26 protein-coding genes are annotated in these 26725 nt (G+C 32.0%); 20 read left to right on the top strand and 6 right to left on the bottom strand.

The window, feature by feature from the left end; genetic code table 11:
- The first annotated feature begins 38 nt into the window (after positions 1 to 38).
- Positions 39 to 2273, top strand: coding sequence for a cation:proton antiporter domain-containing protein (locus tag WFZ85_RS12215; protein ID WP_342696580.1), 2235 nt, complete (start codon positions 39 to 41; stop codon positions 2271 to 2273).
- Between the two features lie 121 nt (positions 2274 to 2394).
- On the opposite strand, the gene guaB is transcribed toward WFZ85_RS12215, so the two are convergent.
- Complete coding sequence (gene guaB / locus WFZ85_RS12210; protein ID WP_342696579.1) at positions 2395 to 3867, bottom strand: IMP dehydrogenase; 1473 nt, start codon at positions 3865 to 3867, stop codon at positions 2395 to 2397.
- Positions 3868 to 3980: 113 nt separating this feature from the next.
- Between guaB and WFZ85_RS12205 the strand changes: the two genes are divergently transcribed.
- On the top strand, positions 3981 to 6488 hold the full coding sequence (locus WFZ85_RS12205; RefSeq protein ID WP_342696578.1) for a cation-translocating P-type ATPase: 2508 nt from the start codon (positions 3981 to 3983) through the stop codon (positions 6486 to 6488).
- Here the strand turns inward: WFZ85_RS12205 and WFZ85_RS12200 are convergent.
- Entirely contained in the window at positions 6472 to 7335 is an 864-nt protein-coding gene (locus WFZ85_RS12200; RefSeq protein ID WP_342696577.1) for a hydroxymethylglutaryl-CoA lyase, read from the bottom strand. The two genes, WFZ85_RS12205 and WFZ85_RS12200, sit on opposite strands and share 17 nt — an antisense overlap.
- A 181-nt stretch (positions 7336 to 7516) precedes the next feature.
- Between WFZ85_RS12200 and WFZ85_RS12195 the strand changes: the two genes are divergently transcribed.
- Together WFZ85_RS12195 and WFZ85_RS12190 are read left to right on the top strand one after the other, a co-directional pair.
- On the top strand, positions 7517 to 8128 hold the full coding sequence (locus WFZ85_RS12195; RefSeq protein WP_342696576.1) for a SatD family protein: 612 nt from the start codon (positions 7517 to 7519) through the stop codon (positions 8126 to 8128).
- Positions 8125 to 8835 carry a DUF3307 domain-containing protein gene (locus WFZ85_RS12190; protein WP_342696575.1) on the top strand — a complete coding sequence of 237 codons (711 nt, stop codon included), beginning with the start codon at positions 8125 to 8127 and terminating at the stop codon, positions 8833 to 8835. The genes WFZ85_RS12195 and WFZ85_RS12190 overlap by 4 nt, the downstream gene beginning before the upstream one ends.
- Here the strand turns inward: WFZ85_RS12190 and WFZ85_RS12185 are convergent.
- Positions 8818 to 9852: a quinone-dependent dihydroorotate dehydrogenase gene (locus WFZ85_RS12185; protein ID WP_342696574.1), complete on the bottom strand. Its 1035-nt coding sequence runs from the start codon at positions 9850 to 9852 to the stop codon at positions 8818 to 8820. The genes WFZ85_RS12190 and WFZ85_RS12185 overlap by 18 nt on opposite strands.
- 99 nt (positions 9853 to 9951) lie before the next feature.
- Between WFZ85_RS12185 and nadC the strand changes: the two genes are divergently transcribed.
- Genes nadC through priA form a run of 4 tightly spaced genes read left to right on the top strand, consistent with a single transcriptional unit; the run spans position 9952 to position 14645 of the window.
- Positions 9952 to 10809: a carboxylating nicotinate-nucleotide diphosphorylase gene (gene nadC, locus WFZ85_RS12180; RefSeq protein WP_342696573.1), complete on the top strand. Its 858-nt coding sequence runs from the start codon at positions 9952 to 9954 to the stop codon at positions 10807 to 10809.
- Positions 10810 to 10819: 10 nt separating this feature from the next.
- Positions 10820 to 11764: a YihY/virulence factor BrkB family protein gene (locus WFZ85_RS12175; protein ID WP_342696572.1), complete on the top strand. Its 945-nt coding sequence runs from the start codon at positions 10820 to 10822 to the stop codon at positions 11762 to 11764.
- On the top strand, positions 11761 to 12186 hold the full coding sequence (locus WFZ85_RS12170) for a DUF2147 domain-containing protein (RefSeq protein WP_342696571.1): 426 nt from the start codon (positions 11761 to 11763) through the stop codon (positions 12184 to 12186). Before WFZ85_RS12175 ends, WFZ85_RS12170 begins: the two co-directional genes overlap by 4 nt.
- Before the next feature lie 11 nt (positions 12187 to 12197).
- On the top strand, positions 12198 to 14645 hold the full coding sequence (gene priA, locus WFZ85_RS12165) for a replication restart helicase PriA (RefSeq protein WP_342696570.1): 2448 nt from the start codon (positions 12198 to 12200) through the stop codon (positions 14643 to 14645).
- Positions 14646 to 14651: 6 nt separating this feature from the next.
- On the opposite strand, the gene WFZ85_RS12160 is transcribed toward priA, so the two are convergent.
- Entirely contained in the window at positions 14652 to 15347 is a 696-nt protein-coding gene (locus WFZ85_RS12160) for a LytR/AlgR family response regulator transcription factor (protein ID WP_342696569.1), read from the bottom strand.
- A gap of 187 nt (positions 15348 to 15534) precedes the next feature.
- Here WFZ85_RS12160 and rpsF point away from each other — a divergent pair, with 187 nt between their 5' ends.
- The 6 genes from rpsF to WFZ85_RS12130 all read left to right on the top strand — a co-directional run bounded on the left by rpsF (position 15535) and on the right by WFZ85_RS12130 (position 20156).
- Positions 15535 to 15879 carry a 30S ribosomal protein S6 gene (gene rpsF, locus WFZ85_RS12155; RefSeq protein ID WP_342696568.1) on the top strand — a complete coding sequence of 115 codons (345 nt, stop codon included), beginning with the start codon at positions 15535 to 15537 and terminating at the stop codon, positions 15877 to 15879.
- A 2-nt stretch (positions 15880 to 15881) separates the two neighbouring features.
- Positions 15882 to 16178 (top strand): 30S ribosomal protein S18, encoded by a 297-nt coding sequence (gene rpsR, locus WFZ85_RS12150; protein WP_342696567.1) that lies wholly within the window; start codon positions 15882 to 15884, stop codon positions 16176 to 16178.
- A gap of 65 nt (positions 16179 to 16243) precedes the next feature.
- On the top strand, positions 16244 to 16687 hold the full coding sequence (gene rplI, locus WFZ85_RS12145) for a 50S ribosomal protein L9 (RefSeq protein ID WP_342696566.1): 444 nt from the start codon (positions 16244 to 16246) through the stop codon (positions 16685 to 16687).
- A 162-nt stretch (positions 16688 to 16849) separates the two neighbouring features.
- A complete protein-coding gene (locus WFZ85_RS12140) occupies positions 16850 to 17323 on the top strand; it encodes a DUF6495 family protein (protein ID WP_342696565.1) in 474 nt (157 codons plus the stop codon).
- A gap of 71 nt (positions 17324 to 17394) precedes the next feature.
- Complete coding sequence (ligA, locus tag WFZ85_RS12135) at positions 17395 to 19395, top strand: NAD-dependent DNA ligase LigA (RefSeq protein ID WP_342696564.1); 2001 nt, start codon at positions 17395 to 17397, stop codon at positions 19393 to 19395.
- A gap of 77 nt (positions 19396 to 19472) precedes the next feature.
- The gene (locus tag WFZ85_RS12130) at positions 19473 to 20156 is read left to right on the top strand and encodes a lysoplasmalogenase family protein (RefSeq protein WP_342696563.1); all 684 of its coding nucleotides are present in this window, start codon (positions 19473 to 19475) and stop codon (positions 20154 to 20156) included.
- Here the strand turns inward: WFZ85_RS12130 and WFZ85_RS12125 are convergent.
- On the bottom strand, positions 20142 to 21086 hold the full coding sequence (locus WFZ85_RS12125; RefSeq protein ID WP_342696562.1) for a bifunctional metallophosphatase/5'-nucleotidase: 945 nt from the start codon (positions 21084 to 21086) through the stop codon (positions 20142 to 20144). The genes WFZ85_RS12130 and WFZ85_RS12125 overlap by 15 nt on opposite strands.
- 18 nt (positions 21087 to 21104) lie before the next feature.
- Complete coding sequence (locus WFZ85_RS12120; RefSeq protein WP_342696561.1) at positions 21105 to 21851, bottom strand: 5'-nucleotidase; 747 nt, start codon at positions 21849 to 21851, stop codon at positions 21105 to 21107.
- Positions 21852 to 21929: 78 nt separating this feature from the next.
- Between WFZ85_RS12120 and WFZ85_RS12115 the strand changes: the two genes are divergently transcribed.
- The 6 genes from WFZ85_RS12115 to porD all read left to right on the top strand — a co-directional run bounded on the left by WFZ85_RS12115 (position 21930) and on the right by porD (position 26700).
- Positions 21930 to 22448, top strand: a complete 519-nt coding sequence (locus WFZ85_RS12115) for a DUF6913 domain-containing protein (RefSeq protein ID WP_342696560.1) — start codon at positions 21930 to 21932, stop codon at positions 22446 to 22448.
- Between the two features lies 1 nt (position 22449).
- The gene (gene dapA / locus WFZ85_RS12110; protein ID WP_342696559.1) at positions 22450 to 23334 is read left to right on the top strand and encodes a 4-hydroxy-tetrahydrodipicolinate synthase; all 885 of its coding nucleotides are present in this window, start codon (positions 22450 to 22452) and stop codon (positions 23332 to 23334) included.
- 118 nt (positions 23335 to 23452) lie between these two features.
- Complete coding sequence (locus tag WFZ85_RS12105) at positions 23453 to 24247, top strand: outer membrane protein assembly factor BamD (protein WP_342696558.1); 795 nt, start codon at positions 23453 to 23455, stop codon at positions 24245 to 24247.
- 8 nt (positions 24248 to 24255) lie between these two features.
- Positions 24256 to 24576, top strand: a complete 321-nt coding sequence (locus tag WFZ85_RS12100; RefSeq protein WP_342696557.1) for a DNA-directed RNA polymerase subunit omega — start codon at positions 24256 to 24258, stop codon at positions 24574 to 24576.
- A 5-nt stretch (positions 24577 to 24581) separates the two neighbouring features.
- The gene (gene coaBC / locus WFZ85_RS12095; protein WP_342696556.1) at positions 24582 to 25829 is read left to right on the top strand and encodes a bifunctional phosphopantothenoylcysteine decarboxylase/phosphopantothenate--cysteine ligase CoaBC; all 1248 of its coding nucleotides are present in this window, start codon (positions 24582 to 24584) and stop codon (positions 25827 to 25829) included.
- Positions 25813 to 26700, top strand: a complete 888-nt coding sequence (porD, locus tag WFZ85_RS12090) for a type IX secretion system protein PorD (RefSeq protein ID WP_342696555.1) — start codon at positions 25813 to 25815, stop codon at positions 26698 to 26700. Before coaBC ends, porD begins: the two co-directional genes overlap by 17 nt.
- The last annotated feature ends 25 nt before the right edge of the window (positions 26701 to 26725 follow it).

Raw genomic sequence — 26725 nt, 5'->3', positions numbered from 1 at the left:
AGAGCAGAATTTTACTATATTGGTACAAACTAATTTTTATGTCGTTATTTTTAGCATCAGTTAATGTTCATTTACCCGATTTGATTACAGACCTTGGTGTAATTCTTATCACTGCTGCTATTTCGGTTTTACTTTTTCGAATTTTGAAGCAACCACTGGTGTTAGGTTATTTAGTAGCAGGATTTCTTTCGGGAAGTCATTTTGAGTTTTTGCCAACCGTTCAAGATATAGAAAGTGTAAAGGTTTGGGCCGAAATTGGGGTAATCTTTTTATTATTCAGTTTAGGACTAGATTTCAGTTTTAAAAAACTGATGAAAGTAGGCGGAACGGCTTCAATAACTGCTTTTACTCAAATTATTGCAATGATTACTATTGGCTTTTTTGTAGGCCAATTGATGGGTTGGAATAAAATGAATAGTATATTCTTAGGTGTAATTTTATCTATTTCATCCACAACTATTATTTTAAAAGCCTTTGATGAACTTGGTGTAAAATCCCAAAAGTTTGCTGGAAATGTCATTGGTTCTCTAATTGTTCAAGATGTTATAGCTATTTTAATGATGGTTTTACTATCGACAATTGCAGTAAGTCAGCAGTTTTCTGGAATGGAATTGGTTTTTTCAGTTTTGAAACTGTTGTTTTTTCTAACGATTTGGTTTGTTGTGGGTATCTTTTTTATTCCAACACTTCTAAAAAAAGTAAAACATTTATTAACCGATGAAATGTTACTAATTATTTCCTTAGCACTTTGCTTGTTGATGGTAATTTTTGCTTCAGGAGTTGGATTTTCACCAGCTTTAGGAGCATTTATTATGGGTTCAATCATTGCAGAAACTACACAAGCAGAACATATTGAACATCTTGTAAAGCCAGTAAAAGATTTATTCGGAGCGGTTTTCTTTGTGTCGGTTGGAATGCTAATCAATCCAGAGACTTTGGTTGAATACGCATTTCCTGTTGCAATTTTAACATTAGTAGTAATCTTTGGACAATCGTTAAGTTCTACAATTGGCGCATTATTATCAGGTCAACCGCTCAAGCAATCCATTCAAACCGGAATGAGTTTGTCACAAATTGGCGAATTCTCATTTATAATTGCAACATTGGGAACAACCTTAAAAGTGACGAGTGATTTTCTCTATCCAATTGTAGTTGCTGTTTCGGCAGTTACCACTTTTACCACACCTTATATGGTAAAATTTGCTGTGCCATTTTCAGGTTATATAGAAAAGAAATTACCTCGAAAATGGGTAAAACGCATTCAACTCTACAGCGCCAATACCGAGGAAATTAAATCGATTAGCAATTGGCAGATAGTTTTAAGGAGTTATTTAACTCAAGTAATAATTCACTCAATAATTATAGTTGCTGTAATTTTGCTTTCTTCAAATTTTATTTTACCATTAGTTCAAGGATCAAGATTTGGAAATGCTACAGCTGCTTTAATCACTTTAATTTTCTTGTCACCATTTTTATGGGCTTTGTCATTACGTCGCGTGGCTGTAAAAGAAGTGTCAATTCTGATGGAAGAAAAAAAGCATCAAGGTCCAATTATTATGCTAGTGATTTTTAGAATTGTACTAACGTTATTTTATATTGGTTTTATTTTAAATACTTTTTTCTCATCAGGAGTCGCATTTATTACCTTTATGCTTGCTATTGGTGCCTATATTTTATTTCCAAAAAGAGTTCAAGCTTTTTACCATAAAATCGAAAGCCACTTTTTGAGCAATTTTAATGATAGAGAAATTCGAAAAGAGAATAAGCGTCAAAACACCTTGTCGCCTTGGGATGGACACATGGCAGAATTTGAAATTGCAAAAGAATCTAATTTGGCTGGAAAAACATTGGAGGAATTAACGATACGCGAACAATTTGGAATTAATATTGCCTCAATCAGAAGAGGTGAAGTTTTGATAAATATTCCAATAAGAACCGAAAGATTGTTTCCTGGCGATGAAATTAGTGTAATTGGAACGGATGATCAAGTAAAGGAATTCAAAATATTTTTGGATAAAAATGAAATTGATGTTCCAGAACAAATGGAGAAAGCCGACATTATACTTCAAAAAGTGGAACTTAAAAATAGAGTTTGCATTGGTAAAAGCATTCGTGAGTCGCAAATTCGAGAGAAAACCCATGGAATTATTGTAGGTATTGAGCGTAATGGAAAACGTATTCTAAATCCAGAATCGCATTTAGTTTTAGAAGACAGCGATATTCTATGGATTGCAGGAGAAAAGAAAAAAATTGCAGAGTTTTTGAAAGTATAAACTAAAAAGAAAAGATAAAAATTTAACCACAGAGAACACTAAAATAAAAACACAAAGCTCACGAAGTGATTAAAAACTTGTGAGCTTTGTGCATTCTTAGTGAACTTGGTGGTTCAAAAAATTACCTCGAATAATTCGGAGCTTCTTTCGTAATTGTAACGTTGTGTGGATGACTTTCCGTAATTCCACTAGATGTGATTCTAACGAAACGTCCAGTTTCTTGTAATGTTGGAATATCTTTTGCTCCACAATATCCCATTCCGGCACGAAGTCCGCCGATAAATTGTTGCATACTTTCGTTTAATTCGCCTTTGTATGGAACACGACCAACAATTCCCTCAGGAACTAATTTTTTAATATCATCTTCCACATCTTGAAAATAACGGTCTTTTGAACCTTCTTGCATTGCTTCAACTGAACCCATTCCACGATAAGACTTGAATTTTCTTCCCTCAAAAATGATAGTTTCTCCAGGAGATTCTTTTGTTCCTGCTAATAATGAACCTAACATAACCGAACTTGCACCAGCTGCGACAGCTTTTGGAATATCGCCAGTATAACGAATTCCGCCATCAGCAATTACTGGAATTCCTGTACCTTTTAATGCTGCAGCAACTTCTAAAACTGCTGAAAATTGTGGAAATCCAACTCCAGCAACAACTCGTGTGGTACAAATTGAACCTGGACCAATTCCAACTTTTACGCCATCGGCACCATTTTCTACCAAATACAAAGCCGCTTCTGGTGTGGCAATGTTTCCAACTACAATGTCAATTTGAGGAAATTTATTTTTTACTTCTTTCAAAACCGAAACAACACCTTTGGTATGTCCATGAGCAGTATCAATAATAATGGCGTCAACACCTGCATTTACTAAAGCTTCAGCTCTTTGCAGCGAATCGGCAGTAACACCAATGGCTGCAGCAACTCGCAATCGACCAAAAGAATCTTTGTTGGCAATTGGTTTTTGAGTATGTTTGGTAATATCTCTGAAAGTGATTAAGCCTACCAATTTATTTTCGGAATTAATTACAGGAAGTTTTTCGATTTTATGTCCTTGCAAAACTACTTCGGCTTGTTCTAAAGATGTTCCTTCAGCAACGGTAACCAAATTTTGACTTGTCATCACTTCAACTATTGGCCTTGAATTGTTTTTTTCAAAACGTAAATCACGATTAGTAACGATTCCTTTCAAAGTTTTGTTTTCATCTACAATTGGAATTCCGCCAATACCAAATTCTTTCATAGCATTTTTAGCATCTGAAACCAAAGCGGTTAGCGGTAGAGTTACTGGATCAATAATCATTCCGCTTTCGGCACGTTTAACTTTTCTAACTTTTGCAGCTTGTTGTTCGATGGTCATGTTTTTGTGTAAAACACCAATTCCGCCTTCTTGCGCCATAGCAATTGCCATAGCACTTTCGGTAACGGTATCCATTGCAGCTGAAACAATTGGGACATTTAAAGTAATATTTCTTGAAAATTTAGATTGGATAGAAACTTCTCTTGGTAAAACATCTGAAAAATTAGGAACCAAAAGAACATCATCATAAGTTAATCCTTCACTGATGATTTTTGAATTGTGTGTGTACATTGCAATTTGTAGTTGTAGTTAAATTGCGTGCAAATATAATAAATCTAATGCAAAAAAAAGGAGTTCTATGTCATATAAAATCGCTACCTTAGTATAACATGTAATTTCATTAAATGGTACATAAAACTATAATTGGACTTTCGGATAATGAAGTTATCGCTTCAAGAAATATAAATGGAGCAAACTCGCTAGAGCATCAAAAGAAAAATAATTTTCTAAATTCTTTATTTGATATTCTGAAAGAGCCAATGTTTTTGCTTTTAGTTGCCGCTGCGAGTATTTATTTTGTAACAGGCGATTATGGCGATGGAATTTTTATGTCAATTGCAATTTTATTAGTTGTTGCTATCTCCTTATTTCAAGAAGCGAGAAGTAGAAATGCAATTGATGATTTAAAAAAACTATCTCAACCCAAAAATAAAGTTATCAGAAACGGAAATGTTATTGAAATTTTTAGTGAAGAAATTGTTGTAGGCGATTGTATTCAAATTGAGGAAGGTTCTTTTATTCCAGCGGACGCAAAAATAATTCAGTCGAGTGATTTTATGGTCAATGAATCAATATTAACTGGAGAATCATTATCGGTTGCAAAAAATGAAACTTCAGATGATAATGAAGTTTTTCAAGGAACAATTGTAGCTACAGGAATGGCAATTTGTGAAGTCATTCGAATTGGCAATCAAACTAATTTAGGAAAAATAGGTAAGAGTTTAGAACAAGTTGTTGTTGAAAAAACACCACTTCAGATTCAAATCAACAATTTTGTTAGGAAGATGTCAGTCATTGGATTGCTTATTTTCGGTATTGTTTGGGCTATAAATTACTATCATTCCCAAAATGTATTAGATAGTTTATTGAAAGCATTAACCATTGCAATGAGTGTCATTCCCGAAGAAATACCTGTTGCTTTTACCACTTTTATGGCACTTGGAGCTTGGCGATTAATGAAAATTGGAATTATTGCTAAACAAACAAAAACGGTGGAAACACTCGGAAGCGCGACTGTTATTTGTACAGACAAAACTGGAACGATAACCGAAAATAAGATGAGTTTGGCGCAACTGTATGTTTTTAAATCTAACGCAATTATTAATAGTGACGAAAAGTTTAATGAAGAATCTCAAGAGGTTTTAAATTATGCGATGTGGTCAAGCGAACCGATTCCTTTTGATGCAATGGAAGTAGCCATTCACGATTCATACACTAAAATAAGTTCAAGGGATGAGCGACCTAATTTTAAATTAGTCCATGAATATCCTTTAAAAGGAAAACCACCAATGATGACGCATATTTTTGAAAATTCAAATGGTAATAAAATAATAGCTGCAAAAGGTGCAACTGAAGCTTTGATTGCCGTTTGTGATTTGACTAAAAACGAGGAAGAAAGTATATTATCAGCAATGAACACAATGGCAAGTAAAGGTTATCGTGTTCTTGGGGTTGGAAAAGTTATTGATGTAAATCAAAATTATCCTAAAACACAGCAAGAATTCAACTTTGATTTCGTTGGATTAATTGCTTTTTATGATCCACCAAAAGCAAATATTCAAAACGTTTTTGAAAAATTTTATAAAGCAGGAATTCAAGTTAAAATAATAACAGGCGATAATGCTGCAACAACTTCTACGATTGCGAAACAAATAGGTTTTAAAAATCCTGACATTGTGCTAAATGGAGACGATTTAATGGCAATGGATGAAATCACTTTAAAAGAAAAAGTGATGGAAACAACCATCTTTACCCGAATGTTTCCAGAAGCTAAATTGAAAATCATTCAAGCATTAAAAGATAATAATCAAATCGTAGCCATGACTGGCGATGGTGTCAATGATGGGCCAGCATTAAAATCGGCTCACATAGGAATTGCAATGGGTAAGAAAGGTTCCGAAATAGCAAAACAAGCCGCTAATTTAATTTTGATTGATGATAATTTTGATAAAATGGTTGATGCCATTGCTATGGGAAGAAAAATTTACGTTAACCTTAAAAAAGCCATTCAGTACATTATTTCTATTCATATTCCAATTATTCTTATTGTCTTTATTCCTTTGGTTTTAGGTTGGGTTTATCCTAACATTTTTACACCAGTACATATTATTTTTTTAGAAATAATCATGGGACCAACATGTTCAATTATTTATGAAAATGAGCCAATGGAAAGAAATTTGATGCTACAAAAACCAAGACCTTTTACTACTACTTTTTTTAATTTAAAAGAAATAACAATTAGCATTATTCAAGGATTAATAATCGCATTAGGATTACTTTTTATGTATCAATATTGCATACAATCCGATTTTACGGAAGGTGTAACTAGAACATGCATTTTCTTGACATTAATCTCGTCAAATGTTTTTTTAACTCTAGAAAACAGGTCGTTTTACTATTCTATTTTTACAACAATTCGATATAAAAACAATTTGGTTTTAGTTATAATTGGAATTACAATATTGATTACAACTTTGCTATTATTTGTTCCCGTTTTTTCAAAATTCTTTCTATTTGAAAAAGTAACTATCTTTCAAATTGGATGTAGTATTTTGGTAGGATTTATTTCTGTAATTTGGATGGAAATTTATAAAATCTTTAAAAGAAAAAGAGCAATTAGTGATAAGATTTAAATATTTTAGAAGCTTCATTATAAGCACTTTCAAAACTCATGGCACTTAAATTAGTTTCGGCTTTTTGGGCTGTAAAATAGGAGAGAAGTTTCTCGGTAGGCATATTTCCAGTCAAATCATCTTTTGCCATTGGACAACCGCCAAAACCTTGAATTGCGCCATCAAATCGTGTACAACCAGCTTTGAAAGCGGCATTTACTTTTTCGTGCCATTTGTCTGGCGTTGTATGAAGATGTGCGCCAAATTCAATTTCGGGATATTTTGGAATTAAATTCGAGAATAAATAATCAATAACTTCAGGTGTAGAACTTCCAATAGTATCAGAAAGTGAAAGGATTTTTACGCCCATTTTTGCCAATTTCTCTGTCCATTCACCAACGATTTCTACATTCCAAACATCGCCATAGGGATTTCCAAAACCCATCGATAAATAGGCGACAACTTCTTTGTTTGTGCTATTTGCAATATCTAAAATCTCTTGTAAAGTCACTAAACTCTCTGCTATGGTTTTATGAGTATTTCGCATTTGAAAATTCTCCGAAATCGAAAATGGAAAGCCTAAATATTGAATTTCTCGATGAACCGAAGCCATTTCTGCACCTTTAGTATTAGCAATGATAGCTAGTAGTTTACTTTCGGTTTTAGTCAAATCCAATTGTGCCAAAACTTCGGCAGTATCTTGCATTTGTGGAATAGCTTTGGGCGATACAAAACTTCCAAAATCAATCGTGTCAAAACCAACTCGAAGCAATGACTGAATGTATTGCACTTTAGTTTCGGTGGGAATAAACGTTTTGATACCTTGCATGGCATCGCGCGGACATTCTATGATTTTGATTTTTTTCATTGGTTGCCAAATATACTAAAGAATTATCTTTTTACGAAATCGTTTTTTAGGATGATTATTTTATAGATATTACACTTTTTGGTAATAATTAAAAATATTACGCTTTTTGGTAATAATTAAAAATATTACGCTTTTTGGTAATAATTTGTAATTTTTTAAAATATTTTTCTATATTTGAACTATGATTGTGATACTTACAGCTGATATAATCAACTCAAGAAAGCTTTCTTCTAAAAAATGGATGAATGATTTCAAGCAATTACTCAATAGTTTTGGAAAGTCGCCAAACGATTGGGAAATCTATCGTGGGGATGAATTTCAGTTGGAAATTAAAAATCCAGAAGACGCTTTTTTGATTGCGTTTCAGCTAAAAGCTTTTTTTAAATTGATTAATTTAGATGTTAGAATGAGTTTGGGTTTTGGTGATAAAACATATAAAACCAAAAAAATAACCGAAAGTAATGGAAGTGCTTTTATTCGTTCAGGAGAATTATTTGAAACTTTAAAAAAGCAAAAAATCAACCTAGCTGTCAATTCTGGAAATCCCGATTTTGATGAAGAATTCAATTTAATAGTACAGTTAAGCATGTCTTTTATGGATAGTTGGTTGCAGCAATCTGCTGAATTTGTTTTGGTTGCCATTCAAAATCCAACACTTTCTCAAGAAGAAATTGGTTTGAAACTAGGAATAAATCAAGCCGCAGTCAGTCGAAGACAAAAACGTTCTCAATATGAATTACTATTGCAAGTAGAACGTTATTTTAGAAAAAAAGTGAAATCACTTGAAGTATGATTATTTTCGTAAAGCTTCTTTTGGCACATTTAATTGGTGATTTTTTATTGCAACCAACTTCATGGGTTGAAGATAAAGAAAAGAATAAACAAAAAAGTCTCTATTTGTATTTGCATATTTTTCTTCACGGTGCGATTGCGTGGATTTTAGTTGGAGAAAAAGCATTTTTTGGATTTGCCGTTTTACTAGCGTTTCTTCATGGTGTAATCGACTTTTTAAAATTATATTTTCAAACCAAGAAAACAAAACGAATTTGGTTTTCAATTGACCAAATTTTACATTTACTTGTAATAGTTATAGTTACATTGATTTATACGGATACAAAAATAGAATTGGATCATTTAAGTAGTCAATTCTGGATTGTCCTAACAGGAATTGTTTTGCTAACAAAACCAACATCAATAATTATTAAAAACATCATTTCAATTTGGACACCCGAAAATAAAACCAAAGATAATTCACTTCAAAATGCTGGAAATTACATCGGAATTTTGGAACGTCTTTTTGTGTTTTGCTTTATTCTAACAGGTCATTTTGAAGCCATAGGATTTTTATTGGCAGCAAAATCTATTTTTCGTTTTGGTGATTTGAAAGAAGCCAAAGACCGAAAACTAACCGAATATGTTTTAATTGGAACGTTATTAAGTTTTGGTATTGCACTTCTAATTGGACTTTTGGTACAACTAAGTTTAGGATTTCCGTTTTAAAATCGCTTGATTTATCTCTTTTACCAATTTTGGTCCTTCATAAATAAATCCAGTATAAAGTTGTACCAAACTTGCTCCAGCTTCTAGTTTTTCGATGGCATCTTCGGCAGTGTGAATTCCGCCAACACCTATAATTGGGAACGCTTTATTACTTTTTTCCGAAAGAAAACGAATAACTTCTGTGGAACGTTTTGTTAATGGTTTTCCAGATAATCCGCCAATTTCTGCCATAACTTCAGGATTATTTTCGGACTTTAAATTTTCTCTTGAAATGGTGGTATTCGTAGCAATAACTCCGGCAATTTTGGTTTCGTTTACAATAGCAATAATATCCAAAAGCTGTTCATCAGTCAAATCTGGAGCGATTTTTAGTAAGATTGGTTTTTTAGTTTCGTGTTCAGAGTTTCGGGTTTCGAGTTTTGTTAATAAATCTGTTAGAGGTTTTTTATCCTGCAATTCGCGAAGATTTGGAGTGTTTGGCGAACTGACATTCACCACAAAATAATCAACATAATCAAATAAAGCGTCAAAACAAATTAGATAATCATTCACCGCTTCATCGTTTGGCGTAATTTTATTTTTACCAATATTTCCGCCAATTAACACATTTTTATTTTTTTTCAAACGTTCAATAGCTTCTTGAACGCCACCATTATTAAAACCCATTCGGTTGATGATGGCATTGTTTTTTTTCAATCGGAACAAACGTTTTTTTGGGTTTCCTTCTTGCGGTTTTGGTGTTAATGTTCCTATTTCGATAAAGCCAAATCCAAAGTTGGAAAGTTCTTTATACAGCTTGGCATCTTTGTCAAAACCTGCCGCTAATCCCACTGGATTTTTAAATTTTAAACCAAAAACTTCGGTTTCTAATCGTTTATCTTTTACTTCAAACAATGAATTACAAATACTTGAAAAAAAAGGAATTTTTGATAAAAAACGAATAGCAGAAAAACTGAAGTAATGCACTTTTTCGGGGTCAAACCAAAATAAAACTGGGCGAATGAGTAGTTTGTACATGAATTGTGTTGTTGTGTTACAAAAGTAGAAATTCAAATTCATTTTTCATTTTTTAATCAGTAAATTAAATGGTACATTAGCCAATCAATTTAAATAGTAATGATTTCAAAAGAACAATTCCAAAGAGAACTTGATTTAATAATCCAAAATGGTATAAGAGAAGATATTGGTTCGGGCGATTACAGTTCGCTAGCTTGTATTCCAACTGATGCCAATGGAAAAGCCAAATTGTTAGTGAAAGATATTGGAATAATTGCAGGAGTTTCTTTTGCAAAAATGATTTTTGAAAACGTTGATCCAACTTTAGAGATGGAAGTTTTTATTAATGATGGCGAAAAAGTGAAGCATGGTGACGTTGTTTTTCACGTTTCGGGCAGTTCACAATCAATATTGAGAGCAGAACGATTAGTTTTGAATTCTATGCAAAGAATGTCAGCAATTGCAACAAAAACCAATCATTTTGTACAACTTTTGGAAGGAACAAAAACTAAAATTTTAGATACACGAAAAACAACTCCTGGATTTCGTGCTTGCGAAAAATGGGCTGTAAAAATCGGTGGTGGCGAAAATCATCGTTTTGCATTGTATGATATGATTATGTTGAAAGACAATCACAACGATTTTGCGGGTGGAATTTCTAAAGCAATAATAAAAACGAAGGATTTTTTAAAGCATAATAATCTCGATTTAAAAATTATTGTGGAAGCTAGAAATTTAGATGAAATCAAAGAAATTCTTGAAAATGAAGGTGTTTATCGAATTTTAATTGACAATTTCAATTTTGAAGACACCAAAGCTGCAGTTGCTTTAATTGGAAATAAATGCTTAACAGAAAGTTCTGGAAACATTAATGAAAAAACCATTAGACAATATGCCAATTGCGGTGTTGATTATATTTCATCTGGAGCATTAACTCACTCGGTTTATAACATGGATTTGAGTTTGAAAGCATTTTAATAATCATCAAATGTTTGAAGTTACACAACAGAAAATAAATAATTTACCTGTAATTAAACAGCTTATTTTTTTGCTAAAAAAAATAAAGTTGCCTTGGCTTCATGGCTTATCGTTTTATGATTTACTTTATTTATATATCACAGGTATTATCGAAGGTGCTATTTCGTATAGAGCAGCAGCTATTGCTTTTAGCTTTTTTATGGCGCTGTTTCCTTTTGCATTATTTATTTTAAATTTAATTCCTTACATTCCAATTGAAGGTTTTCAGGAAGATTTTCTAGGTTTTGTGCAACAAAGTGTACCACCAACAACCTATGATGCCATTTATAAAATAATTAGTGATATTTTAAATAACAGTCATAGTGGTTTACTTTCCACCGGATTTTTGATGGCCATTTTTTTAATGACTAATGGCATTAATGCTGTTCTAGGAGGTTTTGAAACGTCACATTATTTTCACGTTTCGTTGAAAAGGAAATTTTTAAGACAGTATTTAGTTTCCTTAGCGCTTTCTCTTTTACTTTCATTACTGCTCATTATTACAGTTGCAGCAATTGTGATTTTCGAGGTTTTTATTCAAATGACAAAAATTCAAGATGTGCTATCAGATAAAATTCATTTAATCGAAATTGGACGTTACAGTTTTGTTATTCTTATGATTTTAATTTCCACTTCTTTGTTGTTTAAATTTGGTATAAAGAGAGAGAAGAACAGAGCTTTTATCTCAATAGGTTCTGTTTTTACAACAATTTTAATTATTTTTTCCTCTTATTTCTTTGGGATTTGGGTTGTGAAATTTTCACAATACAATGAGTTGTATGGTTCAATAGGTACTTTGCTTATTGTAATGTTTTATCTTTGGATTAATTGTATGATACTTTTACTAGGGTTTGATTTAAATGCTGCGATAAATAAAATTAAAAGAGAAAAACACTTAGAAATTGATTCGTTATGAAATCGGGAATATTTTACATTTTGCTATTTTTTGGTTGCCAAATGAGTTTTTCACAAACTATATTGGGTAAATGGAAAACTATTGATGATGAAACAGGAGTAGAAAAAAGTATTGTTGAAATTTTTGAAAAGCAAGGAAAATTTTATGGCAAAATCATAGAGATTTTTGAGGCCGAACATAGACATCGCAAATGCGAAAAATGCGAAGGTGAAGATAAAAACAAACCTATTTTAGGATTAACCATTTTGAAAGGAATGAAGAAAAGTGGTAACAGCTACGAAGGTGGAAAAATAACCGATCCAAAAAACGGAAGTTCTTATAATTGTAAAATTACTATGGAAGGTAAAGATAAAATAGTAGTTCGAGGATTTATTGGTATTTCGCTTTTTGGAAGATCACAAAACTGGATTAGACACAAATAATCAATTAATTAATGAATTTTTTCGTTGAGGTTATACTTCCGTTAGCATTACCAAAAACATTTACGTATCGAGTTTCAGAAGCTGAATTCTATTATCTTAAGAAAGGTTTTCGGGTTGCAGTTCCTGTGAAAAACAAAATCTATACTGCTTTGGTTATTGATTTGCATCAGACATCGCCAACACTATATGAAGCCAAAGAAATTCATCAAATTCTTGACGAAAAGCCAATTGTTAATCAACTTCAAATCAATCATTGGTTTTGGATTGCTTCTTACTATATGTGTACTATTGGAGATGTTTATCGAAGTGCTTTGCCGTCCGCATTATTGTTAGAAAGTGAAACTATAATTTCGCAAGACACTACAACATTTGTTAATGAAGCTGAATTGTCCGATGATGAGTTTTTAATTTATGAAGCCTTGCAACATCAAAGTTCTTTGAAAATTCAAAATGTTATTGACATTCTCAATAAAAAAACAGTTTTACCTATCATCAAGAAATTAATTGATAAAAAAATAATTTCTCTTCAAGAAGAAATTCAAGAAGAATACAAACCTAAATTAGTAAAATATATTCGTTTGCATTCTAATTTTAAAGATGAAAGCAAATTAGTTGCACTTTTAGATAGTTTAAAATCGGATAAAAGAAAAAATCTGGTTTTGCAATATTTTCAATTAAAAGCACAACAGAGTAATCCTATTTCTGTAAAACAATTGACTGAGAAAGCTAATGTTTCCGTCTCAATCGTAAAAGGATTAGTTGAAAAAAATATTTTTGAGGAATATCACATTCAGGAAGACCGAGTAAATTTTGATAAAAATAAAAATGATACTAAATTAATTTTAAGCAAAGCCCAACAAGTAGCTTTTAACGAAATTGAAAAATCATTTTTAGAAAAAGATGTTTGTCTTCTTCACGGAGTAACTTCCAGCGGAAAAACTGAAATTTATACTAAACTTATTGAACACTTTATTAAGGAAGGAAAACAGGTTTTATATCTTTTACCCGAAATTGCACTGACAACACAGCTAGTTTCTCGCTTGACACAATATTTTGGTAATAAAGTAGCTGTTTTTCATTCAAAATACAGTAATAATGAAAGGGTAGAAGTGTGGCAAAATGTTTTAAACCAATCTTCAACTTCACAAATAGTAATAGGAGCAAGGTCGGCTTTATTTTTGCCTTTTTCAAATCTTGGGTTAATTATTGTTGACGAAGAACATGAAACTACTTTCAAGCAACAAGATCCAGCGCCAAGATATCATGCACGAGACTCGGCAATTGTTTTAGCAAATGCGCATCAATCAAAAGTTTTATTAGGTTCGGCTACACCAAGTATTGAAACCTTTTACAATACAACTTCTGGAAAGTTTGGTTTAGTTACTTTAACAGAGCGATATGGAAATGTGCAAATGCCCGAAATTGAACTGGTTGACTTAAAAGAGAGTTATTTCAGAAAGAAAATGAAAGGTCATTTCAGTTTGACTTTAATTGAACAAATTACCGAAGCTTTTTCTAACGGCGAACAGGTTATTTTATTTCAAAACAGAAGAGGATTTTCTCCTGTTTTAGAGTGTTTAACTTGTGGACATGTTCCTCAATGTCAGCAATGTGACGTGAGTTTGACCTATCATAAATTTAAAAACCAACTGCGTTGTCATTATTGCGGATACAGTATGGCTAAGCCAACAAATTGTCATGTATGTTCAAGTGTGGATATAGAAACAAAAGGTTTTGGTACGGAACAAATAGAAATGGAACTAGCAGAATTGTTTCCTACAAAAAATATAAAGCGAATGGATCAGGATACAACTCGTGGGAAATATAGTTTTGAAAAAATTATCGACGGATTTAAAAATCGAGAAATCGATGTTTTGGTCGGCACTCAAATGCTTGCCAAAGGTTTAGACTTTGATAATGTTTCACTCGTTGGTATTATGAATGCCGATAATATGCTGTATCATCCTGATTTTCGCGCTTTTGAAAGAAGTTATCAAATGTTGACACAAGTCGCTGGTCGTTCTGGTAGAAGTGAAAAAAGAGGAAAAGTTGTTATCCAAACCTATAATCCATTACATAATATCATTCAGCAAGTAACAACTACTGATTATGAAGGAATGTATAAAGAACAACTATATGAAAGGCAAATTTATAAATATCCACCATTTTTCAGATTAATTAAATTGACTCTGAAGCATCGCGATTTTGAAAAATTAAAAGAAGGTTCGATGTGGTTATATCAGGTTTTGCAACAACACCTAACTGTTCCTGTTCTTGGTCCAGAAGAACCAGCCATCAGCCGAATTCGAAATGAATACATCAGAACGATAATGGTGAAAATACCAAACGAAACGAATTTGCAAAACACAAAAAAAACTATTCAGAAGGTTCTGAATAGTTTTGAAGTTATTTCGCAATACAGAGCTATTAAAGTAGCTGTAAATGTTGATTTTTATTAAATCACACTAGGCTATCGCGAGTGCTCTTATTAAATCTTCTTTTTTATTTCTGCTTAATGGAATTTTTGTAACTCCGATTTCGGCAAACTTACTATTGAAGCGTTCAACTTTATCAATGTTAATGATATAAGATTTATGAACTCTAATAAATTTATCTTTAGATAAATCATTTTCAAATGATTTCATCGTAGATAATACAAGATTACTATCTTCATCAGTTACCACTTTCACATAATCACCATAAGCTTCAATCCACTTAATCTTATTAGTATAAATTTTCAGCTTTTTAAGATTACTTTTAATAAAGATATGTTCACCATCTTCTTCATTATTTTCTTTTTTGAGCATATGGAAATCAATTGCTCGTCTTACAGAAGCATTAAACCGATCAAGTGCTATAGGTTTTTGTAGGTAATCTGTAGCATCATAATCAAAGGCCTTCATAGCATATTCTGCTTTCGAAGTAATAAAGATAATTTGAGGTTTTGCTTTCAATCCATCAAGAAAATCAAAACCACTGATGACTGGCATCTCGATATCGAGAAAAATAAGGTCAACAGTATGAACCGACATGCAATTTTTTGCTTCAATTGCATTAAAAAAATCACCTACTAAATGAAGGTTTGGGTGATTATTTACTAACTTTGCAATGATCATTCTTTGAATAGAACTATCATCAACGACAACACAATTTAGTTTCATAATTTTATTTATTATAGATTTGGTGATGTAAAAATATTAACTTTTTTTTTATCCACCTAACATTTCGTCGATTTTTTTTGCTTTTAAACGATTTTTTTTACTTTTAGACGATTTCACCCTTTATATGATTGTGATGTAAAAAGTATTTATTAACTTCGCGCCCAATTTAAAATTTAACATTTTTATTATGAATCATTACGAAACTGTTTTCATCTTAAATCCCGTTTTATCTGAAGTTCAGGTAAAGGAAACAGTAAGCAAATTTGAAGATTTTCTTACGTCAAAAGGAGCAGAGATGGTATCAAAAGAGGATTGGGGCTTGAAAAAACTAGCTTATGAAATCCAAAACAAGAAAAGTGGTTTTTACCATTTATTCGAATTTAAAGTATCAGGAGAAGCTCTTATTGCTTTTGAAACTGAATTTAGACGTGACGAAAGAGTAATGCGTTTCTTGACAGTAGGTCTAGATAAACATGCTATTTCATGGGCAGAAAGAAGAAGAGCAAAACTTAAAGCAGCTAAATCAAACTAATCATGGCAACATTACAACAATCCGCTTCAGGAAAAAAAGATGGAGATATCAGATATCTTACACCTTTAAATATAGAAACTAATAAAATTAAAAAATATTGTCGTTTCAAAAAATCAGGTATTAAATATGTTGATTATAAAGACGCTGATTTTTTATTGAAATTTGTTAACGAGCAAGGTAAAATTTTACCAAGAAGATTAACAGGTACTTCTTTAAAATACCAAAGAAAAGTGTCAGTTGCTGTTAAAAGAGCGCGTCACTTAGCTTTAATGCCATACGTGGCCGATTTATTAAAATAATATAAACTCAGTTGTTGTCTCTTTGCGATGCAAAGAGACTAACTTCTATAATAAAGGACAACAACATGGAATTGATCTTAAAACAAGACGTTCAAAATTTAGGTTTTAAAGATGACGTAGTAACAGTAAAAAATGGTTACGGTCGTAATTTCTTAATCCCACAAGGATATGCTCAATTAGCAACTCCTTCTGCTAAAAAAGTTTTAGCTGAAAATTTAAAACAAAGAGCTTTTAAGGAAGCTAAAATTGTTGATGACGCTAAAAAATTAGCAGAAACATTAAAAGCTTTAGAGATTAAAATTTCGGCAAAAGCTGGTGGTGAAAAATTATTCGGTTCAATCACTAATATCGATATCGCCTCGGCTTTAGAAGCTGCTGGTCAATCAATCGATAGAAAATTTATCACTAGTGGTGTCGTTAAACGTACAGGTAAGTATTTTGCCTCTATCAGATTACACAGAGATGTAGTGGTTGAATTGCCTTATGAAATTGTAGCTGAAAAAGCATAATTTTTGAAACATTTTTAAAAATCCCAACTCGCAGGAGATTGGGATTTTTTTTTGACTTAATCTGAACTTGTTTCAGACTCTTTTTTTATTATTTAATTCAGGTTCTTAAATATCAATAATAGCATCTTAGAAGGAAAAGATGCTGAAATAAATTCAGCATAAATGAAATACAAAAGACTTACAAAAGAACAATTTGAAGCGTTACAAAATGAGTTTAGTAATTTTTTAGCTACGCAAACAATAGATAAAGCAGAATGGGATTCAATAAAGGCCAACAATCCTGAAGTGGCCGAGCAGGAATTAGATGTTTTTTCTGATTTGATTTGGGAAGGTGTTTTAAACAATGCACAATATTTAGAACATTTTTCAAAAAATCATATATTTTTATTTCATTGTCAAGAAAAGTTAATTCAGTCTATTGTTTTAAAATCACTTGATGTTGAGGTTGATTTTATGGTTAAGGATGGTTTACAGTGGCTTAGTGATCATATGTTTACCGATAGTGTTGAAATACATTTAGGAAGAAAAGAATATGAAAAAGAGCGCAATGTTGCTATTTTCGATTTAATTACACAAGGCGCTATTTTGAGTGACGGACAGTTATATCTTCAAATTAATGGTATAATTCAATCCTAAAGAGTTATTATTTTCAAAATTAATGGCTAATTTAGTACTCACAATTTGAGACTATATTAGCCAATTTTTTTATGGAAATTTTACAAAAAATTCAGAATTTAAGAGCAGAACTTAATGAGCACAATCATAATTACTATGTATTAGATAGGCCAACAATTTCTGATTTTGAATTTGACCAAAAACTTAAACAACTCCAAGAATTAGAAGATCAGCATCCAGAATTTTTTGATGACAATTCACCAAGCCAGAGAGTCGGAGGTGCAATAACTAAAAATTTTAAGACGGTAATTCATGATTATCGCATGTATTCTTTGGATAATTCTTATTCGAAGGAAGATTTGTTAGATTGGGAAAATAGAATTCAAAAAGTATTGGGGAATGTAACGTTGCAGTACACTTGTGAATTGAAATATGATGGCGCATCCATTTCAATAACATATGAAGATGGTAAATTGAAGCGAGCGGTTACTCGCGGTGATGGTTTTCAAGGAGATGATGTAACAAATAATGTCAAAACTATAAAATCTATTCCTCTTACATTGAAAGGAGATTTCCCCGAGCGTTTCGATATTCGCGGTGAGATTATTTTGCCCTTTGAGGGATTTGAAAAGATGAACCAGGAATTAATTGAGATTGGAGAAACACCGTATTCTAATCCACGGAATACCGCTTCAGGTAGTTTGAAACTACAAGATAGTTCAGAGGTTGCTAAACGCCCTTTAGAATGTTTGTTATATTTTATTGTGGGCAAAAATTTAAAAATAAATTCCCAATTTGAAGGATTAGAAGCTGCGCGAAGTTGGGGATTTAAAGTGCCAAGAGAAGCAAAACTAGCAGGTTCAATATTAGAGGTTTTTGATTATATCAATTATTGGGATATTCATCGTCATCAATTGCCTTATGAAACGGACGGAGTCGTTATTAAGGTGAACAGTTTCCAGTATCAAGATGAATTGGGTTTTACAGCCAAAGCACCACGATGGGCAATGGCATATAAATTTAAGGCGGAGCAAGTTGCAACCAAATTAAATTCTATTTCTTATCAAGTGGGACGAACAGGCTCGATTACACCAGTTGCCAATTTGGAACCGGTTCAATTAGCAGGAACAGTGGTAAAAAGAGCATCACTGCACAATGCTGACCAAATAGAAAAATTAGATATTCGTGTTGGTGATACTGTTTTTGTAGAAAAAGGAGGTGAAATAATTCCAAAAATTATTGGTGTAGATTTTTCAAAAAGAAATCCAATTTTGGAGTCTACTCAATATATCACACATTGTCCTGAATGCACTTCAGAATTGGTTCGAAGTCAAGGCGAAGCTAATCATTATTGTCCTAATTTTTATGGTTGTCCACCACAAATTATTGGTAGAATTCAACATTACATTTCTCGTAAAGCAATGGATATTGAAGGGCTTGGCGGCGAAACAGTGGCCTTGCTTTACCATAATGGTTTAGTGAAAAATTACGCTGACTTGTATGATTTAAAAGTGGAACAAATTTTACCACTTGAACGAATGGCACAAAAATCGGCTGAAAATTTGGTTAATGGAGTGCAAAAATCCAAGGAAGTTCCGTTTGAAAGAGTATTGTATGCCATTGGTATTCGATTTGTAGGTGAAACTGTGGCTAAAAAATTAGCAAAACACTACAAATCTATTGAGGCAATTCAAAATGCAACCATTACAGATTTGATTTTAGTTGATGAAATAGGTGAAAAAATTGCCCACAGTGTTGTTGAGTTTTTTGAAAATCAAGAAAATATCCAAATTATTCAACGTTTAAAACAAGTAGGAGTTCAGTTTGAAATTATAGAGAAATACAATCCAAATGCTACCGATAAATTACTAGGAAAAACTTTTGTAGTTTCGGGTGTTTTTGAAAAATTTTCGCGCGATGATTTGAAAAAAGCTATCGAAGATAATGGCGGAAAAGTAGGTAGTTCGATTTCTACGAAAACGGATTATGTGGTCGCTGGCGAAAATATGGGACCAGCAAAGCTGGAAAAAGCGAATCATTTAAAAATCCCAATTCTCTCAGAAACCGAGTTTATTACAATGTTATCTGTTTGATTGTAAATGAAATATTTTACTGGTTTTGTTTTTCCTATTCTTTTTTGTTCTAAATTTATTTATCCAAAAATAGTGGCATGATGAGAAAGAGTGAAATTTTGAAATTATTGACAATACTATATTTTGTTATTGCACTAGGTGAAATAATTGCAGAGTATTTTTTATTTAAACCCGCCTTATTTGTATTAAAACCTTTAATTCCCGTACTTCTTTTAGTGTTGTATTGGATAGCATCGGAAAAGAAAAATACTTTTTTTATACTGGCCGTTTTATTCTCAGCTATTACAAATATTTTGTTCATACCTAATACCGAAAAGTGTTTGTTTTACGGTATTATTTCATTTACGATTTTCAGGATGTTATCGATTTGTCTTGTCTTTTATTTACAAAAAATTAAGGATTACGTGCCATTACTTATTGCAACAGCGCCTTTTTTACTAATTTTTTCCTACTTATTCACTGAAACACCAGATATTCCTGAAAATAGTATTTACATTATTATTTTTCAGAATATTTTGATTTCAATTTTTGCTGGTGTTGCCTTGTCAAGTTATGTTATGAATGATAATAAGCAAAATTCTATTTTATTCATTAGCGCGTTATTATTTGTTATGTTGCAGTTTGTGGTTTTTATCGAAAAATATTTTCTTACCAATGAATACCAACAATTATTTCGACCATTAGCAATGACCTTTAATGTGTTTGCTTTTTATTCTTTTTACAGATATGTTATCAACGCTGAAGAGTCAAACAATGATTGATTTTTTGGGCATTATTTCACTTTTATCGTTATTTAAATAAAAGTCAATTCTGCCGAGGTTGATACCATAACATCCCACTTGATTTACAAGTACATCGTTGCCTTCACTATTTTTTAATACCGTGGGTTTATCTAAGAATGTATGCGTGTGACCACCAATTATTAAGTCTATATCTTTTGTTAATGTCGCTAATTTTGTATCACAAATTTTATCGGGTTCATTTTTATACTTGTAACCTAAGTGGGAAAGACAAATTACCAAATCACATTTTTGCTCGTGTTTTAAAATTCGCGACATGTCTTGAGCTACTGTAAGCGGATCATTATAACCTGTTTCTTTATAGTTTTTTTTATCAACCAATCCTTCAAGGACTATACCAAGACCAAAAACACCCACTTTTATTCCGTTTTTATTTAAAATTTTATACGGTTTAACGTGTCCATCCATAATGGTGTTTTTGAAATCGTAATTCGCCGAAACAAATTCAAAAGTAGCATGTGGTAACTGTGCATATAATCCGTCAATACCATTATCAAAATCATGATTGCCTATGGTGGCTATATCATACTTCATCATACTCATTAGTTTGAATTCCAATTCTCCACCAAAATAATTAAAATAGGGTGTTCCTTGAAATATATCACCAGCATCAAGAAGTAGCACATTTGGATTTTCCTTTCTAATGCTTTCAATTATGGCAGCTCGTCGAGCAGCACCACCCATATTGGGATTTTTTGGATGATTAGCAGGAAATGGGTCAACATAGCTGTGCACATCATTGGTATGTAGAATTGTCAAGTGCTTTTTGTCAAGGGTTTTGAAATTGGAATTCAAAAATTCGGTAGAATTAGCATAAAGTGGAGCTAAATCACTAAGTCCAAGAAACGCTGAACTAACAACTGTTTTTTCAATAAAATCTCTTCTTTTCATGTGGGCAGAATTGGTTTTTTATTCCTTTATGACTCTTTTATCATTACTGGCCGTAATAACTTTATTTTCTTTGAAATAATCGATAATTATATTCCGCAACTTATATTCTAAATCATATTTTTGAACACCTTTAGTAAAAAATAACATATTGTCGTTGCCGGTTGCCAAATAATCTGACGTTACAACATAATACGTTTTAGTCGTGTCTAGCGCAATTCCTCCAATCAAAATGTTTTTTGGAGCATTATTATTATCAATTGTAAAAGTCATTCCTTTTAACGGATGTGGCTTTTTTTCGGATATAATAAAATTGACCATTTCTAATACTTGTTCTCCTTTCAATGCAATGACTACCGCACTATTTTCAAAAGGCATTATTTCATAGGCATTTCGAGCGGTTACATCGCCTTTTGGAATAATTGTTCGAATGCCGCCATGATTTAATAGGCAAATATCGATTGATTTTTTTTCTCTCAATTGAAAGATCTTGTTTGATTTTTCAAAAGTGATATCAGATAAAAAGTTACCCATAGGAGTTTGCCATTCGCCATTTTTATCAATAGTTTCGGATGCGTTTGCTAAGACAGCATTTAAATCGGCATCAATTTTATTTCTGTAAGGTTTTATAATGTCTTCAATTGGAATTGATTCGATAAATTCCTTCGTGACACCTATTTGTTTTCCTTCTATTTTGGTAACAAAATATTTTTTTTCTGCGCAGGAAACTGCTATATGAAATGTTAATAATAAAACAAATAGTTTCATTACAACGTTATAGTTTTTTAGTTTTACCATCGGTTATGATACTAATTTCAGTAAATTTGTAAATCAAGTAAAAGTACTATGTTTTTAAATTTTTTAAAGGATTTTTCAACAAAAAAAATAGTTAAAAATAGGTTATCCAATGTTAAACATTTATCCACTGATACTATCATAAAAAAGGTTGGGATTATTTTTGATGAAACCTACTTCTATGAAAGAGAGTCGCTAGTTCAAGAATTAATTCAAAATGGAATTAAAGAAAATAACATTCAAATTCTAGTTTTTAAAGATAAAATAAAGAAGAATGAAACCTTCGATTATCCTATTTTTAGTTACAAAGATTTGACATGGAATGCGAATGTTGATAAAAAAGAAGTTAAGGATTTTGTTGCTGAAGATTTTGACTTATTAATAAACTACTACGATACCGAAAAAGTGGCATTACTACTCGTTTCTCATCTATCAAAAGCAAGTTTTAAGGTTGGTTTTGCTACAATAGACCAACGATTAAACCATTTTATGATTAATACAAATGCTGAAAATTATAAAGTATTTGTAGAAGAACTTTTCAAATATTTAAAAATTTTAAACAAAATATAAAATGCAATCATTAATAGGAACTGGAGTTGCACTGGTAACACCTTTCAAAAACGATTTTTCAGTTGATGTGCAAGCGCTAAAAGCTATTGTAAATTTTCAAATTGATAATGGAATTGATTATTTGGTAGTATTAGGAACGACAGCCGAAACGGCTACATTATCAAAAGCGGAAAAAGAGCTGGTTATAAAAACCATTGTCGAAACAAATAATAAGCGATTGCCATTGGTTCTTGGTGTGGGAAGTAACAACACTCAAGAAGTAGTTGAGGAGTTAAGGATAAGAGATTTTTCTGATTTTGTGGCTGTTTTATCTGTTTCGCCTTATTATAACAAGCCAACTCAAGAAGGAATTTATCAACATTTTAAAGCCATTGCTGAAGCATCGCCAATTCCGGTTATACTCTACAATGTTCCAGGAAGAACTGCTAGTAATATGTTGCCATCAACAATTATAAGATTAGCTAGTGATTTTAAAAATATAGTAGCTGTAAAAGAAGCTGCAGGCGACATAGTGCAAGCTATGAAATTGATTCAGAATGCACCTAAAGATTTTTTGGTCATTTCAGGTGATGACATGATTACGTTACCCATGATCTTGGCTGGTGGTGCAGGTGTAATTTCGGTCATTGCTGAAGGTTTCCCAAAACAATTTTCAGAAATGGTTCATCTAGGTTTGAATAAAAGAGTAGAGGAAGCCTACAAGCTGCACTACCTTCTAGCTGATTCTATTGACATGATTTTTGAGCAAGGAAATCCTGCCGGAATTAAAGAAGTATTCAAAGCGCTTGGTTTAGCAGAAAATACAGTTCGATTACCATTAGTTAATGTAAATGAAGATTTAGCGAACAGGCTCAATATTTTTACAAATAAAATTTCCAACATGTAGATTTTCTGTACAGAAAAATAATATTTTGTAATCCACAATTAATAACTAAATTTGCACCTCAAACTTCGGATGTACATTATAACTAATGCTTTATAAATCAGCCGAATTACTAAGAAAAATGAAGAACATTATATATTTATTACCCATACTATTTTTGTTTTCGTCTTGCAGCGAGTATCAAAAGGCTTTAAAATCGGAAGATATTGCTTTTAAGTTTGTAGAAGCTACTAAAATGTATGAAGCAAAGAAATATACAAATGCCATCAGATTATTTGACCAGATTGCTCCAGCATACAAAGGAAAGCCTCAAGCAGAACGGATGTTTTATATGTACGCCAATTCATTGTATTTAACTAAACAATATTATCTAGCTGCTTATCAGTTTGAATCTTTTGTGTCTAGTTATCCAAAAAGTGATAAAGTTGAAGAGTCGGCTTTTCGTGGAGCTAAGTGTTTTTCAGAATTGTCGCCAGTATATACTTTAGATCAAACAGATACGTATAAAGCTATAGAGAAACTCCAAGATTTTATAGATATTTATCCAGAATCTACCAATTTACCTGAGGCAAATGCTATTGCAAAAAAGTTAAGAGAAAAATTAGAATTAAAAGCCTATGAAAATGCGAAGGTTTATAACAATATTTCTGATTATAAATCATCGATGGTTGCTTTCGATAACTTTTTAATTAATTATCCTGGTACACCATTTAAAGAAAAAGCTTTGTTTTACAAGCTTGAGTCAGCATACAGTTTGGCAATCAATAGTATACCATCAAAAATGGAAGAGCGTTTACTTTCAGCTAAAGCTGCCTACGCCACTTTAGTTAAATATTACAGTAATTCAGAATATAAACCAAAGGCTGATGAAATGTTGGCCCGCATTGATAACGATTTAAAACAATTTTCTAAATAAAAAACGTCATGGATTTAAAGAAAACAAATGCACCGGTAAACACAATTACCTACAATAAAACGGCAATTGAAGAGCGCACGGGTAATGTTTACGAGGCAATAACAATAATGGCCAAGAGAGCTAACCAAATTAATTCAGAAATTAAAAAAGAATTAACTGAAAAGTTAGAAGAGTTTGCTACATATAATGATAGTCTTGAAGAAATTTTTGAAAACAAAGAGCAAATTGAAGTTTCGAAATATTACGAAAAATTGCCAAAACCTCATGCGCTAGCGGTTCAAGAATGGCTAGATGATAAAATATATTATAGAGATACTACCAAAGACTAATCGAGATGTCTGTTTTAAGCGGTAAAAAAATACTACTAGGAGTTTCTGGAGGAATTGCTGCTTATAAAACTGCAACATTAGTTAGACTATTTATAAAAGCAGGTGCACATGTTCAAGTTATCATGACACCTGCTTCTAAGGATTTTGTAACGCCGTTAACACTATCAACGCTTTCGAAAAATCCTGTTTATTCCACCTTTTACAATGAAGAAGATGATTTATGCCAAAATGGCGAACAATCAAAACAAAGTGGCCTTTGGAATAACCACGTTGAGCTAGGACTTTGGGCTGATTTTATGTTAATCGCACCAGCAACTGCCAATACATTGTCTAAAATGGCAAATGGTAATTGTGATAATTTATTAATTGCAACATATCTTTCTGCTAAATGTCCCGTGTATTTCGCTCCAGCAATGGATTTAGATATGTATAAACATCCGTCTACAGTATCAAGTTTTAATGCACTAAAGCAGTTTGGTAATATCATTATTCCTGCCGAAAGCGGAGAACTAGCCAGTGGATTATCAGGTGAAGGAAGAATGGCAGAACCTGAAAATATTATATCCTTTATAGAAAGAGACATTAGTAATAAATTGCCTTTAAGAGGAAAAAAATTACTTGTCACTGCAGGACCAACTTATGAAGCCATCGATCCTGTGCGCTTTATTGGTAATCACTCTAGTGGCAAAATGGGTTTTGATATTGCTGAGAGTGCAACTAAATATGGAGCAGAAGTAATTTTAATTTCAGGACCAACGCATCTACAAAGCACAAATTCTGCTATTCAATTAATAAGAGTTACCACAGCAAAGGAAATGTATGATGCCTGTCATCAATTTTTCAATTCGGTAGATGTTGCCATTTGTGCAGCAGCAGTGGCAGATTACAGACCAAAATTTACATTCAATCAAAAAATAAAAAAAGACGAAGCAGTTATAACTGTTGAACTTGAAAAAACACAAGATATTCTAGCTTCTTTGGGAAAAATCAAAGAAAATCAATTTTTGATTGGCTTTGCCTTAGAGACAGAAAACGAAATTGAAAACGCTCAGTTAAAAATTCAGAAAAAAAACTTAGATTTGATAGTTTTAAATTCGCTTCAGGATAAAGGTGCAGGTTTTGCCGCTGCTACAAACAAGGTTACCTTTATAACCAAAGATTTCCTTGTAGAAAAAATGCCGCTAAAATTGAAGTTGGAAGTTGCAGATGATATTATGAATAAAGTAATTTTGCATTATGAAAAAAATAGCTAGTATTCTCTTCTTATTTCTTTTTGGATTTGCCCAAGCGCAGCAATTAAATTGTACGGTTCAAGTTAATACCGAACAGTTAGCTATGGAAAACATTCAAATTTTCAAAACGCTGGAAAAAGCGATTTCAGAATTTGTAAACAAAACAGATTGGACAGGAGAAGTATATAAACAAAACGAAAAGATTAATTGTTCCATGGTTATTATTGTTAATAGCTATGCTTCAAATCAGTTTTCAGCGACGATACAGGTGCAATCTACTAGACCTGTTTTCAATTCTACTTATGCTTCACCCGTTTTTAATTATAATGATAGTGACTTCAGCTTCAACTATGTAGAGTTTCAAAATTTGATTTTTAATCCTGCAACCTATGAAAATAATTTATTGTCGGTTTTGGCTTTCTATAGTTATATGATACTTGGTTTTGATGCTGATACTTATTCTTTAAACGGTGGTTCCAATTACTTTCAAACCGCATTTGAAGTGCTGACTGTAGCGCAACAAGGCGGATACAAAGGATGGAACCAGAACGATGGAAATCAAAATCGTTTTTTTCTTATATCAGATTTACTTTCAGGAACATTTGATGCTTTTAGACAGACAATGTATTCCTATCATAGAGAAGGCCTAGACAATATGAATTCTAACTTAGAAACTTCTAAAAGTAAAATTTTGGAGTCTATTGATATACTTTCTGGTCTACATACTGTTAGGCCAAATGCTTTTTTAACAAGAGTATTTTTTGATGCTAAATCAGACGAACTGGTTTCAATTTTGTCTGGTGGACCAAAAATTTCTTTATCAAAAACTCTTGATACGTTGAATAAAATTTCACCACTCAATTCGAGTAAATGGTCAGCAATTAAGCTTTAGTGATTATTTTTTTACAAAGTTATTT

This window comes from Flavobacterium aureirubrum, from assembly GCF_038739835.1.
Lineage (GTDB): Bacteria > Bacteroidota > Bacteroidia > Flavobacteriales > Flavobacteriaceae > Flavobacterium > Flavobacterium aureirubrum.
Note: the sequence above shows the minus strand (reverse complement) of the source record. Positions and strands in the feature narration are given on the sequence as shown.